The organism is Pseudomonas neuropathica (assembly GCF_051174785.1).
Lineage (GTDB): Bacteria > Pseudomonadota > Gammaproteobacteria > Pseudomonadales > Pseudomonadaceae > Aquipseudomonas > Aquipseudomonas neuropathica_A.
Genome location: NZ_CP195111.1, coordinates 4,992,228 through 5,009,825 on the forward strand (window position 1 = coordinate 4,992,228; position 17,598 = coordinate 5,009,825).

Consider the following 17,598-nt stretch of genomic DNA (forward strand, 5'->3'; position numbering starts at 1 on the left):
CAAGGAGATTTTTGGATGGCGGCTGACGACACTCAACTGCTTGCGCGCTTGCTGGCCGGTGAGCAACAGGCTTTCAAGGAACTGGTGACCACTTATCAGAGCGCCATGCGCGCGGTGGCGTATGCCATTGTTGGTCAGCGTCATGTTGAAGAAGTGGTGCAGGACGCCTGGCTGTCAGTGGTGCGCCACATCGGCAGCTTCGAAGGTCGTTCCAGTCTCAAGACCTGGCTGTTGACCATTACGGCCAACTCGGCCAAAAGCCGTTACAAACACAATCGCCGCGAAGTGTTGATGGATGATCTGCCATCGCCCCATGGCACGATCGACGACGACCGCTTCTCTGCCGGTGACGGCCATTGGCTGGTCGCGCCCTTCGCCTGGCACCAGGACACCCCCGAAGCCCTGCTCACTGAAGACGAGTTGCGCGAGTGCCTGGAGCACACGCTGCTGAGCCTGTCGGAACTGCAAAGCAGCGTTTTGCTGTTGCGCGAGCGGCAGGGGCTGGAGCTGGAAGAGATCTGTAATCTTCTGGAGATCTCACTCTCCAATGTCCGCGTGCTGCTGCATCGGGCACGTTTGAAGGTCTTCGCGACCGTAGAACATTTTGAGGAGACAGGAGAATGTTGACCTGCAAGGAGCAAGTGGCACGATCCAGCGATTATCTCGATGGCCAGTTGAGCTTTCGGGAAAAGTGGATGGTGCGTCATCACCTGATGTTTTGCCCGAACTGCCGACGTTTCATGCGTCAGATGCGTTTGATGCAAGCCACCCTGAGGGCGCTGCCGGAGAAACCGGAGGAGGGGGTGGATGCGCTGGCTGAGCGTCTGGCGGCGCAGCGGCGGGACGATAGCCCGTAAAAAACACAGCCCGGTGCAGCGACAGCGAACGGATGATGGGGATCGCTGTAATTGCACCGGGCCGTAGGAAAATCAGCTTCGATCGACAATTCGCAAGGGGAGCGGTGACTTGCAGCTTGTCGCTCGAAGCTTGTAGCTGTTTTCTTAGAACTTGGCTTCCGCGTCCAACTGCAAGGTGTTGGCGTCAGCGTCACGCTGGGTGCGGCTGGCGAAGTCGGCTTTGGTCAGGAAGTACGTAGCGCCAATGGCGAAGTTCTTGTCGATGTCGTAACCGACCTTGAACTTGTGACCACGGGAACCGGTAGTGCCGTTGGCGAAGTCGGAGTCGGTGAAGGCGCCGACTACGGCGTTGCGCTGCACGTCACGATAGTTGTAATCGAGGTTCAGGCCGAAGACTTTCGACTTGGCACCCAACAGCCACGCGGTGTCCTGATCGGTCACAGCATCGTTGTTTTTCACGTACTGGCCGTAGAACGACAGTGGCATCGGCAGACCGCCGATGTCGACCTGGCTGAACCCTTCATACAGACGGAATTCGTTGTTGGCCGAGTTGCCGTTGACTGCCAGCGCACACGGTGTGGAAGTGCCAGTGCAGCGGCTGTCTTCGTCGTTCTGGTAGGCGTAGACGCTACCGCCCAGGGTGACTTTCAGGTTGTCGCTGATGTTGAAGCGGCTACCCAACTGGCCGGCGGTCAGGCGCAGGTCGTGACGGAATTGCACGCCATCGCCGTCGACGTTGTCCTTGAGGTTGTAGTTACCCAGGCTGCCGAACAGTTCGGCGCTGCTGCCCAACGGGTATTTGTAGGTAACGGCCAGACCTTCCGGGTTGATGTCGCTGTCCCAGATCACGTCGCCCATGCTGACCCACGGCTGAAGCATCTTGCCGCCGATAATGTGCAGGTTCTTGATCTGGTCAGGGTGGTAGTCGATGTAGCCCAGATCCAGCCAGATCTGCTTCTTGTCGAAGTAATTGTCCTGATCCTGGTTGGTCGAACGGGCGTCATCGCCGCCGCCGGTGGCGATACGGATGCCGGTGTCAACCTGCGGGTTGATCTCGGTGTAGGCACCCAGACGGGCACGGATGCGCTGACGATCCTTGTCGCGGCCGCCGTTGTTCGGCTCGCCATCGATCTTGATGGTTTCCTGACGGATACGCACATCGCCCTTGAACTGGGTCTTGGCCGCCCACGCGAGTTTCTGGTCGAAGACGCTTTGTTCGTTGGTTTTCTTCGCAACAGCAGCGACTTGTTCGTTGGTCTCTTGCTGGGCCTGCTGCGCGATTTGCTGAGCCTTCTGATCCTTGGCCAGTTCAGTTTGCAGTTCGATGTACTGCGCCTGGGAAATGGAACCGTTAGCCTTGAGCATGTCGAGCAGTTTGGCGTCGACTGCAGCACTGGCCGGAACACTCATGGCCAGCAACAAGCCACCGCACAGGGCCGCCGCAGTTTTCGTGGAAGCAAGACGCATAGCAATCTCCGAAGATGAGAGGGGATGGCATAGCCATCCGGGGCACAACCGACGATTCGAACGTCGGAAAACAGTGTCCGGGTAGAACCCGGCGCTCTAAAAACAGGCGCCAGTATCGCGATGGTTTATGACAGAGCAGTGGCACAGTGATGGCAGGTTGATGACGATATCGATTCGTCCTGAACTATTGATCTAGAGCACTGTCGGCCGATTGCGGGTGTGCAAAGCCGTGCAATCGGCGATACTCGCCGGGCGCTGAAGTCCTGTTGTGGAGAGCTTGTTGATGCCGTTGCAACGCCTGCAAAACCTGTCGCAAATCGCCTCGGCAAGCTGGGATGCGCTGGTGCCTGAAAACCAGCCATTTCTGCGCCACGCCTTTCTCAGTTCGCTGGAAGACAGTGGTAGCGTTGGCCCCCACAGCGGCTGGCAACCTGAGCATTTGCTGCACATCGAAGATGGTCGATTGATCGCCGCGTTACCCAGTTATCGCAAATGGCATTCCTACGGCGAGTACGTGTTCGATCATGGCTGGGCCGACGCCTGCGCCCGCGCCGGCATCGATTATTACCCCAAGCTTTTGTCCGCCGTACCATTCAGTCCGGTCAGCGGCCCGCGCTTGCTGGCGGCCAATGTCAAGGACGGTTTTGAGCTGCTCAAGAGCCTGCCGGGCTATCTGGAAATCGAAGGACTTTCCAGCGCGCACATCAATTTCACCGACGCTTTTACCGACGCGGCGATGGCCGAACAGCCGGGCTGGCTGCAACGCATTGGCTGTCAATATCACTGGCAGAATCGCGGTTATCGCGACTTTCAGGATTTCCTCGACGTGCTCAGTTCGCGCAAGCGCAAACAGATGCGCAAGGAGCGCGAGCAAGTGGCGGGGCAGGGCTTCGAATTTGAATGGCTGGAGGGGCGTGAGCTGGATGAGGCGCAATGGGATTTTGTTTACGCCTGCTACGCCAATACCTATGCCGTGCGCCGGCAAACGCCGTACCTGACGCGGGAGTTTTTCAGTCTGTTGGCCGAGCGCATGCCCGAGGCGATCCGCGTAGTGCTGGCCAAACAGGGCTCACGGCCGGTGGCGATGGCCTTCAGTCTGGTGGGTGGCGACAGTTTCTACGGGCGCTATTGGGGGTGTCTGGCCGAGTTCGATCGGCTGCACTTTGAAACCTGTTTTTATCAGGGTATGGATTACGCGATCGCGCAGGGTTATCAGCGTTTCGATGCTGGCGCCCAAGGCGAGCACAAGCTGATTCGCGGGTTCGAACCGGTGATCACCCATTCATGGCATTACCTGCGGCATCCGGGGTTGAAGGCAGCGGTAAAAGATTTCCTGCAACAGGAACGCGCCGGCGTCCTCGCGTATGCCGAAGAAGCCAGAACAGCCTTGCCCTACCGCCAGGCATAAATCCCTTTGTAGGAGCAGCCTTCGGCAGCTCCTACAAAGGGATCTCAGGCACCACTCAGGTTTCTTCCTTGCCCAACCAGCGATAGATCCCGCCACCGACCACCGCGCCAATCAACGGCGCGACCCAGAACATCCACAACTGCGCGATCGCCCAGCCGCCGACCATCAGCGCTGGCCCGGTACTGCGTGCCGGATTCACCGAGGTGTTGGTCACCGGAATCGAGATCAGGTGGATCAACGTCAGGCCCAAGCCGATGGCGATCGGTGCCAGTCCCGGCGGTGCGCGTTTATCGGTGGCGCCGAGGATGATGATCACAAACATCGCGGTCATCACCAACTCAGTGATGAATCCCGCCGCCATCGAATACTTGCCCGGCGAATGCTCGCCATAACCGTTGGACGCCAGGCCAGCGGCGATGTCGAAGCCCTCCTTGCCGCTGGCGATGTGCGCGATCAGCGCTGCCGCGAGAATCGCGCCGAGCACCTGCGCGATGATGTAGGCGGGTAACTCTTTGGCCGGAAACCGGCCGCCGACAAACAGACCGACCGACACGGCCGGGTTGAGATGACATCCGCTGATGTGGCCGATGGCGAATGCCATGGTCAGCACCGTCAGACCAAACGCCAGGGCCACCCCCAGCACGCCGATTCCCAGCGGTGAAGACGCGGCGATCACCGCGCTGCCGCAACCACCCAATACCAACCAGAACGTACCCAACAACTCAGTGACTGAACGTTTGAACAGAGACATGAGAGGCGTCCTTGATAGCCCTGCTATCGAGACTGCATCGAGTTGTGCGTCCTTGCAGACTTACGACAGGCTCCGTTCCGGAACCTTGGCTGAGTACAGCAGGCTTTTTGCCGATTTCCAGCTGCCACAAAAAAACCGCCAGCGCCCGTGGTTAAAGGGCTGTGGCGGTTTTTGGAGTTGTCGCATGTCCACTGTGGGAGCGAGCTTGCTCGCGAAAACGGTGGATCAGCAACGCAAGTATCGACTGACACGGCGCCTTCGCGAGCAAGCTCGCTCCCACAGGGAAATCCAGTGCATCAATCGATGCCGACAAACCCCCCGGTCTGGTGCGCCCATAACCGCGCATACAAGCCACGGTGGGCCAGCAGTTCAGCATGGGTGCCGCTCTCGGCAATCTTGCCGTTCTCCAGCACAACCAGCCGATCCATGCGCGCAATGGTCGAGAGACGGTGGGCAATCGCGATCACGGTTTTGCCCTGCATCAACGTTTCCAGGCTTTCCTGAATCGCCGCCTCGACTTCCGAATCCAGCGCCGAGGTCGCTTCGTCCATGATCAAAATCGGCGCGTCCTTGAGCAGCACCCGCGCAATCGCAATGCGCTGGCGCTGGCCGCCGGACAACTTCACTCCGCGCTCACCAACATGCGCATCGAAACCCGTGCGACCTTCAGCGTCCGACAGCAGCGGAATGAACTCATCGGCGCGAGCCTTGTGCACTGCATCCCACAACTCGGCGTCGGTCGCATCCGGTTTGCCGTACAGCAAGTTATCGCGGATCGAACGGTGCAGCAGCGAAGTGTCCTGGGTGATCATGCCGATCCGCGCGCGCAGGCTTTCCTGGCCGACTTCGGCGATGTTCTGGCCGTCGATCATGATCCGTCCGCCTTCGACGTCGTAAAGACGCAGGAGCAAGTTGACCAAGGTCGATTTGCCGGCGCCGGACGGCCCGATCAAGCCGATTTTCTCACCCGGTTTGATGTTCAGATTGAGGTCGCCAATGATCCCGCGCTTCTTGCCGTAGTGAAAATCCACGTGCTCGAAACGTACTTCGCCACGGACCACGTCCAGCGGTTTGGCCTGCTCGTGATCGGTGACGCTGACCGGTTGCGAGATGGTGCGCAGACCGTCCTGAACCATGCCGATGTTTTCAAAGATGCCGGTGACCACCCACATGATCCAGCCGGACATGTTGACGATGCGAATCACCAGGCCGGTAGCCAGGGCGATCGCACCGACCGTGATCAGCGACTGCGTCCACAGCCACAGGGCCAACGCCGTGGTGCCGACGATCAGCAAACCGTTCATGGCAGTGATAACCACATCCATGCTGGTGACGACGCGACCGGCCATCTGCGCTTTGACGGTCTGTTCTTCGATGGCTTCCTTGGCGTAGTGCTGTTCGAAGTTGGTGTGGGCGAACAGCTTCAGCGTGGCGATGTTGGTGTAGCCGTCGACGATGCGGCCCATCAGTTTCGAGCGCGCGTCGGAGGCTTCCACCGAGCGCTCTTTCACGCGCGGTACGAAGTAATACAGCGCGCCAATGTAGGCGACGATCCACATCAGCAGCGGGATCATCAGGCGCCAGTCGGCCTCGGCGAACAACACCAGCGAACTGATCGCATAGATCACCACGTGCCACAGCGCATCGACCGCTTGCACTGCCGAGTCACGCAGCGAGTTGCCGGTCTGCATGATGCGCTGGGCGATGCGCCCGGCGAAGTCGTTCTGGAAGAAATTCAGACTCTGCTTGAGCACGTAACTGTGGTTTTGCCAGCGGATCATGCTGGTCATCCCCGGGCTCAGGGTCTGGTGCACCAGCAAGTCGTGAAGGCCGAAGAAGATCGGTCGCAGCACCAGGGCAACCACCAGCATCCACGTCAGTTCGAGGGCGTGGTCGCTGAAGAAATTCGGGTTGGGGGTGCCTTGGGCCAGGTCGATGATGCGGCTCAGGTAACTGAACAGCGCCACTTCGATCAGCGCGGCGAACAGGCCAACAACGAGCAGGGCGGCGAAACTCGGCCAGACCTGCTTGAGGTAATAGGTGTAGAAGGGGAGAACGCGGTCCGGCGGAGACGCCGTCGGGGCTTCACGGAATATGTCGATCAGTTGTTCGAAACGGCGATAGAGCATCAGATAACCGCCCGGAGTACGGGCTCTCCTTTTATCGGTGTGAGCGGCGTGAGGTTGAATTCACGCCGCTCGATACGCCCTGTACAGCTTAGTCGATGACTTTGGCCGACTTGATGATCACAGGGTCGACAGGCACGTTTTGCATGCCGCTTTTGGTGGTGGTTTGCGAGTTGACGATGATGTCGACCACGTCCATACCCTTGACCACTTTGGCGAACACCGCGTAACCGGCGTCACGGCCCGGATCAAGGAACGCGTTGTCAGCCACGTTGATGAAGAATTGGCTGGTGGCCGAATCCGGGTTGGAGGTGCGCGCCATCGACAAGGTGCCGCGAACGTTGTGCAGGCCATTGCTGGCTTCGTTCTTGATCGGTGCCTTGGTGTCTTTCTGTTGCATTTGCTGGGTGAAGCCGCCGCCCTGAGCCATGAAGCCCGGGATCACACGGTGGAAAATGGTGTTGGTGTAAAAACCGCTGTTGACGTAATCGAGAAAGTTTTTGGTACTGATCGGCGCCTTGACCGGATCCAGTTCGATTTCGATCTGACCGTTGGTGGTGTCCAGCAGCACGTGCGGTGCCTTGGCCGGCGTGGCAGCCATCAGGTTGGCGGCAAACAGCACAGTACCAGCGGCGAGGGCGAGTTTTTTCAGCATGGGTCAGTGATCCTGAGATTGAGTATCGGCTGCGGCGAGAAACTCCAGCAGCGTTTGATTGAAGCGGTCGGGTTGATCGAGCGGGGTGGCGTGGCGCGAATCGGCGATCACCACCAGCCGCGCATTCGGCAGCAGTTTTACATAGGTTTCTTTCAGTGCCACCGGTGTGTAATCACGGTCGGCGCTGATGACGAGCGTTGGACAGGTCACGCGGGAAAGTCGTTCCTGAACGCCCCAGCCAACAATCGCATCGAAGCTGGCGAGATAAGCACGTTTGTCGTTTTTTGCCCAGCGTTCGGCCATTTTCTGCCGCAGATCGGCTTGTTCCGGTTTCGGGAAAAGTTTGCCGCCCAAGGCTTTACCGATGGTGGCGAGGCTGAGCACGCGCATCAGACTCCAGCGCTTGAACCACTGCCAGTAGTCATCGCGGCTACGCAGTTTGACTTCGGGCGCGCTGTTGACGATGGTCAGGCTCTTGAGCATTTGCGGATGATCGACGCCGAACTGGAAGCCGATCATGCCGCCCATCGACAGCCCGATGTAATGTACCGGGCCGAGGTTCAAGTGCTCGATCAGCGCCAGCAGGTCGGCGCTGAAACCAGCAATGCTGTAGCGCTCGCGCGGTTTGTCCGAGCGCCCGTGGCCACGCACATCCGGGACGATCACCCGGTAGTGCACGGCCAATGTCGGGATCTGCATTTCCCAGTCCAGCGTGCTCGAGCCGAGCCCGTGAACCAGCAGCAACGGCGTGCCGTGGCCATATTCCTCGTAGTGCAGGTTGCAACCTTCGTGCTCGAAATACGCCATCGGTGAACTCCGTGTCAGGCTTGTTCAGGGGCGGCGAACGGTGCGTCCAGCGGCAAGGTGTCGAAGGTGCGCAGCAGTTCGATGAGGATTTGCGTGGCCGGGCCCAAGGGTTTGTCCTTGTTCGAATACAGATAGAAGCTGGAGTTGCGGGTACCGCCCCTGTCCAACGGTAGCAGCTTGAGCGAACCATCTTTCAGTTCGCGCTCGATCATGTGCCGTGGCAGCCAGGCAAACCCGAGGCCGCTGCTGACGAACGTGGCGGCGGTGGCGAGGCTGCCGACAGTCCAGCGCTGCTCGGCGCCGAGCCAGCCGACATCCCGTGGTTGTTGGCGGCCGGAGTCGCGGATCACCACCTGCATCTGGGTTTCCAGATCCTGAAAGCTCAGCTCGCGATTGAGCCGATGCAACGGGTGATCGGGGTGGGCCACGGCGACGAACTCGACGTCGCTCAGTTCCGCGCCGAGGTAACCGGGAATGCTCAAACCAGTGATGGCCAGATCGGCCACGCCTTCGAGCAGCACTTCCTCGACCCCCGACAATACTTCCTCACGCAGACGCACGCGGCAACCGCGACTTTGCGGCATGAACGCGGTCAACGCGCGAACGATGCGTGCGCTTGGATAGGCGGCGTCGACCACCAGCCGCACTTCGGCTTCCCAACCTTGCTCCATGTGATGGGCGAGGTCTTCCAGTTGGCTGGCCTGTTTCACCAATTGTCGCGAACGACGTAGCAACACGCCGCCGGCTTCGGTGAGCACGGCTTTGCGCCCGTCGATGCGCAGCAACGGCACGCCGAGCTGGTCCTGCATACGGGCGACGGTGTAACTGACCGACGATTGCGAACGGTGCAAGGCCTCGGCGGCCTGGGCGAATCCGCCGTGGTCGACCACGGCCTGCAATGTTCGCCATTGATCAAGGGTCACGCGGGGCGCTTTCATCAATAGCTCCTCTTGTCCTAAGCTGGCCGTCCCTCATGGAGACTGCCGAATGAAAAAATTCTGTTGTGTGCTGCTGGCGCTGCTTCCGCTGACGGCTTTTGCGTACCCGATCGATGTGCAGAAAGATCTCAACGGCATGAAGATCGACTACGAGAGCTTCGACACCGATAACGACATCGGCTCGATTCGGGTGGCCAACTACGGCGATGTCGATGCGACCTGCAAAGCGGTGTTCAACAACGGCCCGGAAGCACCACGCACGCGCAGCATTGATGTGCCAGCGGGCAAACATAAAAACGCCACGGCCAAGTTCACCCGCGAAATCATCAAGTTGCGCATCAAACTGACCTGCAGCCCGAAATAACGACGTCAATCCCTTGTGGGAGCGAGCTTGCTCGCGAATTGGCCGTTTCAGTCGACATCATTGTTGAATGACACACCGCTTTCGCGAGCAAGCTCGCTCCCACAGGGTATGCGTAAGCATCTAAACGAATTTTTCGATACTTTGCAGCAATTATTTGCGCTTTTTCATCGATTCGACTCTGTTTAACCTTCACTCCATCGACCTACAACATTCTCGGATGGAGGCTACACACCATGTCCCGCGTTCTGATCATCGAAAGCAGCGCCCGCCAGCAAGATTCGGTTTCCCGTCAACTGACCCAGACTTTCATCAGTCAGTGGAAAGCGGCGCACCCGGCCGATCAGATCACCGTGCGTGACCTCGCCGTGAACCCGGTGCCACATCTGGACATCAATCTGCTGGGCGGCTGGATGAAGCCGGCCGAGCAGCGCAACGCCAACGAGCAATCGTCGCTGGACCGCTCCAACGAATTGACCGATGAGTTGCTCGCCGCCGACGTGCTGGTGATGGCCGCGCCGATGTACAACTTTGCGATCCCGAGCACCCTCAAGGCCTGGCTCGACCACGTGCTGCGTGCCGGCGTGACCTTCAAGTACACCGAAACCGGCCCGCAAGGCCTGCTCAGCGGCAAACGTGCCTACGTGCTGACCGCTCGCGGTGGCATTTACGCCGGCGGCCCGGCGGATCATCAGGAACCGTACCTGCGTCAGGTGATGGGTTTCATCGGCATCAACGACGTGACGTTCATTCACGCCGAAGGCATGAACCTCGGCGGTGATTTCCAGGAGAAGGGTCTGAATCAGGCCAACGCCAAGTTGTCCCAGGTCGCTTGATATGTTAATCGCCAGATAATCGCCGATTGTTTAAGTGACCTGGCGCAACCCCTTCAAGGCTCTACGCGCATCGAACCTCCCTTTGCACTTGTTGCTCCTGAGTGCTGTAGCCCGATTGAACGCATTAGCGAGATCGGGCTTTTTTTGCCTGTATTTTTTGAACGACGCAAAACTCCTTGTGGGAGCGAGCCTGCTCGCGAAAGCGGTGTATCAGACAAGTATCTGCCGTCTGACATTCTGCCTTCGCGAGCAGGCTCGCTCCCACAGGGGAATTTTGTATTTCCGGCTATTCGCAGTGAGACCAAAAAACCGCTATCGTCGCCGCCATTCGATTTCGAGGCGAGCATGGGCTATCTACTTTTTGTCACGCTGATCCAGGCGTTTTCCTTCAGTCTGATCGGCGAATACCTGGCCGGTCACGTCGACAGTTATTTCGCGGTGCTGGTGCGCGTAGTGCTGGCCGGGCTGGTGTTCATTCCGTTGACGCGCTGGCGTTCGGTGGAACCTTCGTTCATGCGCGGCATGCTGCTGATCGGCGCGTTGCAGTTCGGCGTGACTTACGTTTGCCTCTATCTGAGCTTTCGTGTGCTGACGGTGCCGGAAGTGTTGTTGTTCACCATCCTCACACCACTGCATGTGACGTTGATCGAAGATGCACTGAACCGGCGCTTCAACCCGTGGGCGCTGATCGCCGCGCTGGTGGCAGTGGGCGGGGCAGCGGTGATTCGTTTCGACAGCATCAGTCCGGATTTCTTCATGGGCTTCCTGTTGCTGCAACTGGCCAACTTCACCTACGCCGCCGGGCAGGTGATGTACAAGCATCTTGTGGCCAAGCACCCGAGCGATCTGCCGCACTATCGGCGTTTCGGCTTTTTCTACCTCGGTGCACTGGCCGTGGTGCTGCCTGCATTCCTGATGTTCGGCAAAGCGAATTTCCTGCCGGAAGCACCGCTGCAGTGGGGCGTGTTGCTGTTCCTTGGTCTGGTCTCGACCGCCTTGGGCCTGTACTGGTGGAACAAGGGCGCGTGCATGGTCAACGGCGGCACACTGGCGGTGATGAACAACCTGCATGTGCCGGTGGGGTTGCTGCTGAATCTGCTGATCTGGAATCAGCATGAGGAACTGGGGCGGTTGTTCCTTGGCGGCAGCGTCATCCTCGCTGCCGTATGGATCAGCCGACTGGGCATCCGCAAATCCCCGGTCACTGCATAACCCCTGTGGGAGCGAGCCTGCTCGCGAAGGCGCTGGGTCAGATAAGTATGGGGTGACTGACACATTGCATTCGCGAGCAGGCTCGCTCCCACATTTGATCTTTGGGTTACATCAGGTGTTTCTGCGGCTCGGGAATGCTGGCTGCGCCGAGCACCGCCGGCAGCAACCCGGAACGCAGATCCTCACCACTCGGTTGCTGATACAGGCTCAACCCGAACTCCGGCAGCACCGCCAGCAGATAATCGAAAATATCCCCCTGAATCCGCTCGTAATCGGCCCACGCCGTAGTACGGGTGAAGCAGTAAATCTCCAGCGGAATGCCCTGCGCGGTGGTCTGCATCTGCCGGACCATGCAGGTCATGTTCGGCTGAATCTCCGGATGACTCTTCAGATACGCCAGCGCATACGCGCGGAAAGTGCCGATATTGGTCATGCGCCGGCGGTTGGCCGACATCGCCGCGACATTGCCCTGCGCCTCGTTCCACGCCTTGAGTTCGGCTTTCTTGCGGCTCATGTAGTCGGTGAGCAGGTGCACCTGGGAGAGCTTTTCTTCCTCGTCATCACGGATGAAACGCACGCCGCTGGCGTCGATGAACAGGCTGCGCTTGATCCGTCGCCCGCCCGATTGCTGCATGCCGCGCCAGTTCTTGAACGACTCGGACATCAGCCGCCAGGTCGGAATGGAAACGATGGTCTTGTCGAAATTCTGCACCTTGACCGTGTGCAGGGTGATGTCGACCACGTCACCGTCGGCGCCGACTTGTGGCATTTCGATCCAGTCGCCGACGCGCAGCATGTCGTTGCTGGTCAACTGCACGCTGGCGACGAATGACAGCAGTGTGTCCTTGTAGACCAGCAGAATCACCGCCGACATCGCACCCAGACCGGAGAGCAGCAACAGCGGTGAACGGTCGATCAGTGTGGCGACGATGATGATCGCGCCGAACACGTACAAGACCATTTTCGCCAGTTGCACGTAGCCTTTGATTGAGCGCGTGCGGGCGTGTTCGGTGCGTGCATAGATGTCGAGCAGGGCATTGAGCAGGGCGCTGACCGAGAGCAGCAGGAACAGAATGGTGAACGACAGCGCCACATTGCCGAGGAAGGTCATGGCGGTTTTGCTCAGCTCGGGCACCAAGTGCAGGCCGAACTGAATGACCAGCGACGGCGTCATCTGCGCCAGGCGCTGAAACACCTTGTTGTGGCGAAAGTCATTGATCCAGTGCAGCGCCGGTTGGCGCCCGAGCATGCGGCTGGCATGCAGGATCAGGTAACGCGCCACTCGTCCGAGCACCAGCGCGATGACCAATAGCAAGGTCAGCGCGAGGCCGGCCTGCAACAGTGGATGCTGTTCGAGAGTGCCCCAGAGGTCCTGGGCGTTGAGCCAGAGCTGTTTGATATCCATGAGAGCAACGATTCTTCTGTTAAGACGCGATGGGCGATTAGAGCATTTAAGACGCCGTGTATTACCGTTGGAGACAAATCGAGCAACAAAAAAGCCACTGATTACGTCCGTTTGCATAAAGAAACTCGGCCTGAGCGCTCGAAACCGGTAACCTATGCAGCTGTTTTTTTGCATATCTTCGAGGTAGCACCCGTGTTTTCCCAATTCGCCCTGCACGAACGCCTGCTTAAAGCTGTGGCCGAGCTGAAATTTGTCGAGCCAACGCCTGTGCAAGCCGCGGCCATTCCGCTGGCGCTCCAAGGGCGTGATCTGCGGGTGACGGCGCAAACCGGTAGCGGCAAAACTGCCGCTTTCGTTCTGCCAATCCTCAATCGCCTGATCGGCCCGGCCAAGGTCCGCGTCAGCATCAAGACGCTGATCCTGCTACCGACCCGCGAGCTGGCCCAACAGACCCTGAAGGAAGTTGAACGCTTTTCGCAGTTCACTTTCATCAAGTCCGGCCTGATCACCGGCGGTGAAGACTTCAAGGTCCAGGCGGCGATGCTGCGCAAGGTGCCGGACATTCTCATCGGCACCCCGGGCCGGATGATCGAGCAACTCAACGCCGGCAACCTCGACCTGAAAGAAGTCGAAGTGCTGGTGCTCGACGAAGCCGACCGCATGCTCGACATGGGCTTCGCCGAAGACGTGCAGCGTCTGGTCGACGAATGCCCGAACCGTCAGCAGACCATGCTGTTCTCCGCGACCACCGGCGGTTCCGGCCTGCGCGAGATGATCGCCAAGGTGCTGAACAACCCTGAGCACTTGCAGCTCAACGCGGTCAGCCAGCTGAACTCGACCACCCGTCAGCAAATCATTACCGCCGACCACAATCAGCACAAAGAACAGATTGTGAACTGGCTGCTGGCCAACGAGACCTATCAGAAGGCCATCGTCTTCACCAACACCCGCGCCATGGCCGACCGCATCTACGGTCGTCTTGTGGCTCAGGAATACAAAGCGTTCGTGCTGCACGGCGAGAAAGACCAGAAGGATCGCAAACTGGCGATCGATCGTCTGAAGCAGGGCGGCGTGAAGATCCTCGTGGCCACAGATGTCGCGGCCCGTGGTCTGGACGTTGATGGCCTGGATCTGGTGATCAACTTCGACATGCCACGCAGCGGCGACGAGTACGTGCACCGCATCGGTCGTACCGGTCGTGCCGGTAACGACGGTCTGGCGATCTCGCTGATCTGCCACGGCGACTGGAACCTGATGTCGAGCATCGAGCGCTACCTGAAGCAGAGCTTCGAGCGCCGCACCATCAAGGAAGTCAAAGGCACCTACGGTGGACCGAAAAAGGTCAAGGCTTCGGGTAAAGCCGTTGGCGTCAAGAAGAAAAAGACTGACGCCAAGGGCGACAAGAAAAAAACCGCCGCCAAGACGCCGACCAAGCGCAAGAGCGTCAACCGTCCGAAGCCGGACTCGTTGGTCAGCAGCGACGGCATGGCCCCGCTGAAGCGCCGCAAGCCAGCAGAGCCTGCGGCTGAGTAAGGCATTTCAGACGTGTATAAAAAACCCGGACAGTGTCCGGGTTTTTTTTCGTCCATCAGTTGCCTAACTGGCCACTGGTGTCGGCGTCAAAGCGCCGCTTGGCTTGATCCGCTGCCGGTTTCAGTGCGGCGAGCAGTGTTGCTTCGCTGTACAACCGCGTGGTCGCCAGTTCTTTCGGTGTCGGCTCGATCGGGATCAGCACGTCTTCATCGTCGGCATGCAGCCAGATCGCGACAACGTGCAGGGCCGAGACAAACAGCACGCGCAACTCAACGGTCTTGCCCTGGAGTTGCGGCGCTTGTTCCGCCAGTTTCAGCGCACCCACCGTAGCAGCGGCGTGATCGCCGTGGTTCAGCGAGGCAAACTCGACATGCCCGCGAACCTCGGCCAATTGCGCATCGGCAATCGTCACGCCGTCGGCAAACACCAGGTAATGCCAGTCGCCGAGGCGGGCATCCTTCAGGCCTTTGCCGTGGCTCAGGTCCTCCAGATTCAGCGAGTAGCCACGGTACGCCTCGCTGAGGCTGATTTTCGCAGGTAGCGCATTGGCGAACTGGCGATTGGCGCCAAAGCCTTGGGTTTGCAGCGCGGCTTGCAGCGCCGGGCGCAAAGTCTGAACGCCGTTGGAAGGCGCCTTTGGATAAGTCAGTTGCATGATCTCGCCCTCCTAGTTTTTCACGGTGAAGTAAGTGTGAGTCCAGTTGCCGCCGCCGTTGTAGGCGCGGGGGAATGCGTTCAGTGCTCGGGTCGAATAACCGTAGATCGAGTCCGCGACCAACACGTAATCGCCATTGGTGCCGTAGATCGTCAGGAAGTGCGCACCGCCACCGTACCAGGCGCAACGCAAGCCGACCGGGCGGCCCATGCTGATCTGGTTCTGAATGGCCGACATCTGCAGCGAGCCCTGATTCATGCCGTTATAGCTACGGGTGGTTTGCAAGGCCGAGTCCAGGTAGCCGTAGACGTTGCACGGCCCCGGCTGATTGCAGCAATTGCGATCGAGCTGGGTGCTGGCTACGCCGCACTGCGTCCAGTTGCCGGTGCCGTAATAGTTGCCGACCGAGGCGGACACGGCGGCCCAGCACCAGTTGGTCTGGGTCTGTTTCTGCATGTTGAAGTTGAGGCTGCCGGCGGCGAGTGCGCTGAGCTGTTCAGCGGCTTCGACTTCGGCGAGTTGCGGGTCGAGCAGGTGACCGGCCAGGCACCTTGGCAGTGATTCGCCGGTGAATTGTGTTGCTGCTGTGGTTAACATTTTTCAATCCTCCATGAGTGAAAACAAGCGTCCAGCTTGTGTGGGTGTTGCGGTATTGCTGAGCGATCGGTGCTTAACGGTTGCCATTTTCTGTGGCCGGTTCCGATCTCCTTGCTCGAGGTAACCCTAGTCATGAATATGCGTTAATGCAAATAAATAAATGCACTGGTGCATTTTTAAGCGCAAAAAATCTCAGTCTGCAACAGCTCTTACAGGGTTTTGTGTAGGAGCTGCCGCAGGCTGCGATCATTTGATCTTGCTGTTAGCCCTCGGTCTTCTTCTCGGCAGAATTCAGTTCTTTCAACCGCTGATCAATCAACTGGCACTTGTCCGGCAGATCCTTGCTGGCCGTGCCCAGGTCCATTTTTTGCAGTTCAGCATTGATCTCCTTGGCCTTGGCCGGATTCTGCTCGGTCAGCTTCGAGACTTCCTTGGCCAGTTGTTCGCGCTTGGCGGTGGCTTCTTCCGGCGTGCAGGCCCAGACGGGCAGGGCGCAGGCCAGGGTGGCGGCGAGGGTGAGCTTGATCAGGGTTTTCATCGGGGCAGGCCTCAGTTCCGGTTAAGGCGGTTAATCGGTTGAGGCCTTGAGCGGGAGAAAAGTTCATTGCTCATCACTCAGAGTGGCAGCAGCTCGACCTGGAATCGCCTTCATAACGATCATGATGCCGAACCCATTCCATGATCTCGTCCTCATTCCTGCCCTTGGGCGTGAGGTCTAAATAGTTGTAGGCACCGACCAGCATATCGAGACCGCGAGCGTAAGTTGAGTAGGTGTGGAAGATGTCGCCCTTTGCATCACGATAAAACACGCTCAGGCCGGGCATTTCTTCCTCGGCGCTGTCAGTCTTTTCGTAGTTGTACGTAGCCTTTCCCGCCGCGACATCCTCAGCCCGTGCGCAAACGCCGAAGTCATAGTTGAAGTCGCAACCCTCTGACGACACCCAGTCAAACTTCCAGCCCATGCGCCGTTTAAAGTCCTGGAACTCGTTGAAGGGGGCGTGAGAAACAGCCACAACGGCGATATCGTGATGCGCCAGATGCAGGTTGGCGCCATCGATGTGGTCACTGAGAAACGAGCAACCCTGGCAGCCTTCCTCCCATTCTTTGGCAAACATGAAGTGGTAAACCACCAATTGGCTGTGTTTGCCGAACAGGTCAGCGAGTTTCAGCTCACCGTTGGGACCTTGGAAGTGGTAATCCTTATCGACTTTTACCCATGGCAACGCACGACGCTCGGCGCTGAGCCGGTCGCGCTCTTTGGTGAAAGCTTTTTCGTCGGAGAGATGTTGCTTACGGGCGGCGAGCCATTCTTCGCGCGATACCACCGGATGATTCTCAACGTTCATGATGATTTCTCCTGCGGGGTTGAAACCGTCTGTTTCAGACTAGTCGTTTAACCCTGCGGGAAATCGACAGACCGCCGGTCGGTCGGCTCGGCAAATGCGGCTGAACGGCTGCGAGCCACTCCGGTCACAACCTATGAACGCGCCATAAATCACGCGCACCGGAGGTTGGATCAGGATGACGACTTATAACTGGGATTTGATTGAACGCTTGCTGCACGAAGTGCAGAACAGTGCCGGCCACAGTTTTGCCCCTCGGGCCTACGCCGAAGATTATGCGGCGGCGAAAGCCAGCGCCGGCGAGCCGATCGAGAATCTGGATCATCTGAAAACGCAGGCCTGTTCATATGAAAGTCTGCTGCTTGATCGTGGATACATCGAGCCACGCTCCGATGCCGAGGGCAGCACAGGCAACAATTTCAAGCTGACCACGCGGGGATCAAGCCTGCTAAGCCTGATCGACAGCAGCATTCCCGGCAATGACCATCCGCGTCAGGTGCTGGATGAGCAGGAGGATGCGCTGGCTGAAGCGACCTTTGATGAACTGGCGTCTAAACCCCAGATCGCCTGAGTTCATGCAGATCCCCTGTAGGAATGAGCCTGCTCGCGATAGCGGACTTCCAGTCAACATTGATGTCCTGGAAGTC

19 protein-coding genes are annotated in these 17,598 nt (G+C 58.7%); 8 read left to right on the forward strand and 11 right to left on the reverse strand.

The window, feature by feature from the left end; translation table 11 throughout:
* Nucleotides 1-15: 15 nt before the first annotated feature.
* Entirely contained in the window at nucleotides 16-627 is a 612-nt protein-coding gene (locus tag ACRRSD_RS22565; protein ID WP_435035433.1) for an RNA polymerase sigma factor, read from the forward strand.
* Entirely contained in the window at nucleotides 621-857 is a 237-nt protein-coding gene (locus ACRRSD_RS22570; RefSeq protein ID WP_435035434.1) for an anti-sigma factor family protein, read from the forward strand. The genes ACRRSD_RS22565 and ACRRSD_RS22570 overlap by 7 nt, the downstream gene beginning before the upstream one ends.
* Nucleotides 858-1,001: 144 nt before the next feature.
* On the opposite strand, the gene ACRRSD_RS22575 is transcribed toward ACRRSD_RS22570, so the two are convergent.
* Nucleotides 1,002-2,324, reverse strand: coding sequence for a putative porin (locus ACRRSD_RS22575; protein WP_095119071.1), 1,323 nt, complete (start codon nucleotides 2,322-2,324; stop codon nucleotides 1,002-1,004).
* 283 nt (nucleotides 2,325-2,607) lie between these two features.
* Between ACRRSD_RS22575 and ACRRSD_RS22580 the strand changes: the two genes are divergently transcribed.
* Nucleotides 2,608-3,732: a GNAT family N-acetyltransferase gene (locus tag ACRRSD_RS22580; RefSeq protein WP_435035435.1), complete on the forward strand. Its 1,125-nt coding sequence runs from the start codon at nucleotides 2,608-2,610 to the stop codon at nucleotides 3,730-3,732.
* 55 nt (nucleotides 3,733-3,787) lie between these two features.
* Here the strand turns inward: ACRRSD_RS22580 and aqpZ are convergent, their stop codons facing one another.
* The 5 genes from aqpZ to ACRRSD_RS22605 all read right to left on the reverse strand — a co-directional run bounded on the left by aqpZ (nucleotide 3,788) and on the right by ACRRSD_RS22605 (nucleotide 9,009).
* Nucleotides 3,788-4,483, reverse strand: a complete 696-nt coding sequence (gene aqpZ / locus ACRRSD_RS22585; protein WP_435035437.1) for an aquaporin Z — start codon at nucleotides 4,481-4,483, stop codon at nucleotides 3,788-3,790.
* Nucleotides 4,484-4,779: 296 nt separating this feature from the next.
* Nucleotides 4,780-6,612, reverse strand: a complete 1,833-nt coding sequence (locus ACRRSD_RS22590) for an ABC transporter ATP-binding protein (protein WP_435035439.1) — start codon at nucleotides 6,610-6,612, stop codon at nucleotides 4,780-4,782.
* Between the two features lie 88 nt (nucleotides 6,613-6,700).
* The gene (locus tag ACRRSD_RS22595; RefSeq protein ID WP_122608913.1) at nucleotides 6,701-7,264 is read right to left on the reverse strand and encodes a peptidylprolyl isomerase; all 564 of its coding nucleotides are present in this window, start codon (nucleotides 7,262-7,264) and stop codon (nucleotides 6,701-6,703) included.
* A gap of 3 nt (nucleotides 7,265-7,267) precedes the next feature.
* A complete protein-coding gene (locus tag ACRRSD_RS22600; protein WP_435035440.1) occupies nucleotides 7,268-8,071 on the reverse strand; it encodes an alpha/beta fold hydrolase in 804 nt (267 codons plus the stop codon).
* A gap of 14 nt (nucleotides 8,072-8,085) precedes the next feature.
* A complete protein-coding gene (locus ACRRSD_RS22605; RefSeq protein ID WP_122608915.1) occupies nucleotides 8,086-9,009 on the reverse strand; it encodes a LysR family transcriptional regulator in 924 nt (307 codons plus the stop codon).
* A gap of 49 nt (nucleotides 9,010-9,058) precedes the next feature.
* Between ACRRSD_RS22605 and ACRRSD_RS22610 the strand changes: the two genes are divergently transcribed.
* The 3 genes from ACRRSD_RS22610 (at nucleotide 9,059) to ACRRSD_RS22620 (ending at nucleotide 11,418) form a co-directional block, all read left to right on the forward strand.
* Nucleotides 9,059-9,373, forward strand: a complete 315-nt coding sequence (locus ACRRSD_RS22610; RefSeq protein WP_435035442.1) for a 3-phosphoglycerate kinase — start codon at nucleotides 9,059-9,061, stop codon at nucleotides 9,371-9,373.
* 233 nt (nucleotides 9,374-9,606) lie between these two features.
* Nucleotides 9,607-10,206 carry an FMN-dependent NADH-azoreductase gene (locus tag ACRRSD_RS22615; RefSeq protein WP_397483621.1) on the forward strand — a complete coding sequence of 200 codons (600 nt, stop codon included), beginning with the start codon at nucleotides 9,607-9,609 and terminating at the stop codon, nucleotides 10,204-10,206.
* A 345-nt stretch (nucleotides 10,207-10,551) separates the two neighbouring features.
* Entirely contained in the window at nucleotides 10,552-11,418 is an 867-nt protein-coding gene (locus tag ACRRSD_RS22620) for a carboxylate/amino acid/amine transporter (RefSeq protein ID WP_435035443.1), read from the forward strand.
* A gap of 106 nt (nucleotides 11,419-11,524) precedes the next feature.
* On the opposite strand, the gene ACRRSD_RS22625 is transcribed toward ACRRSD_RS22620, so the two are convergent.
* On the reverse strand, nucleotides 11,525-12,823 hold the full coding sequence (locus tag ACRRSD_RS22625; RefSeq protein WP_435035444.1) for a mechanosensitive ion channel family protein: 1,299 nt from the start codon (nucleotides 12,821-12,823) through the stop codon (nucleotides 11,525-11,527).
* 192 nt (nucleotides 12,824-13,015) lie between these two features.
* On the opposite strand from ACRRSD_RS22625, the gene ACRRSD_RS22630 reads away from it, so the two are divergent.
* Nucleotides 13,016-14,356 (forward strand): DEAD/DEAH box helicase, encoded by a 1,341-nt coding sequence (locus ACRRSD_RS22630; protein ID WP_103306179.1) that lies wholly within the window; start codon nucleotides 13,016-13,018, stop codon nucleotides 14,354-14,356.
* A 55-nt stretch (nucleotides 14,357-14,411) separates the two neighbouring features.
* On the opposite strand, the gene ACRRSD_RS22635 is transcribed toward ACRRSD_RS22630, so the two are convergent.
* From ACRRSD_RS22635 to ACRRSD_RS22650, 4 genes are all read right to left on the reverse strand, one after another.
* Nucleotides 14,412-15,011 (reverse strand): hypothetical protein, encoded by a 600-nt coding sequence (locus ACRRSD_RS22635; RefSeq protein WP_435035447.1) that lies wholly within the window; start codon nucleotides 15,009-15,011, stop codon nucleotides 14,412-14,414.
* Between the two features lie 12 nt (nucleotides 15,012-15,023).
* Nucleotides 15,024-15,608 carry a papain-like cysteine protease family protein gene (locus tag ACRRSD_RS22640; protein WP_127926244.1) on the reverse strand — a complete coding sequence of 195 codons (585 nt, stop codon included), beginning with the start codon at nucleotides 15,606-15,608 and terminating at the stop codon, nucleotides 15,024-15,026.
* A 262-nt stretch (nucleotides 15,609-15,870) separates the two neighbouring features.
* Nucleotides 15,871-16,146 carry a hypothetical protein gene (locus ACRRSD_RS22645; protein ID WP_016985949.1) on the reverse strand — a complete coding sequence of 92 codons (276 nt, stop codon included), beginning with the start codon at nucleotides 16,144-16,146 and terminating at the stop codon, nucleotides 15,871-15,873.
* Between the two features lie 73 nt (nucleotides 16,147-16,219).
* Nucleotides 16,220-16,954, reverse strand: a complete 735-nt coding sequence (locus ACRRSD_RS22650) for a DUF899 domain-containing protein (protein ID WP_435035448.1) — start codon at nucleotides 16,952-16,954, stop codon at nucleotides 16,220-16,222.
* Nucleotides 16,955-17,129: 175 nt separating this feature from the next.
* On the opposite strand from ACRRSD_RS22650, the gene ACRRSD_RS22655 reads away from it, so the two are divergent.
* A complete protein-coding gene (locus tag ACRRSD_RS22655) occupies nucleotides 17,130-17,522 on the forward strand; it encodes a transcriptional regulator (RefSeq protein WP_435035449.1) in 393 nt (130 codons plus the stop codon).
* Nucleotides 17,523-17,598 lie beyond the last annotated feature (76 nt).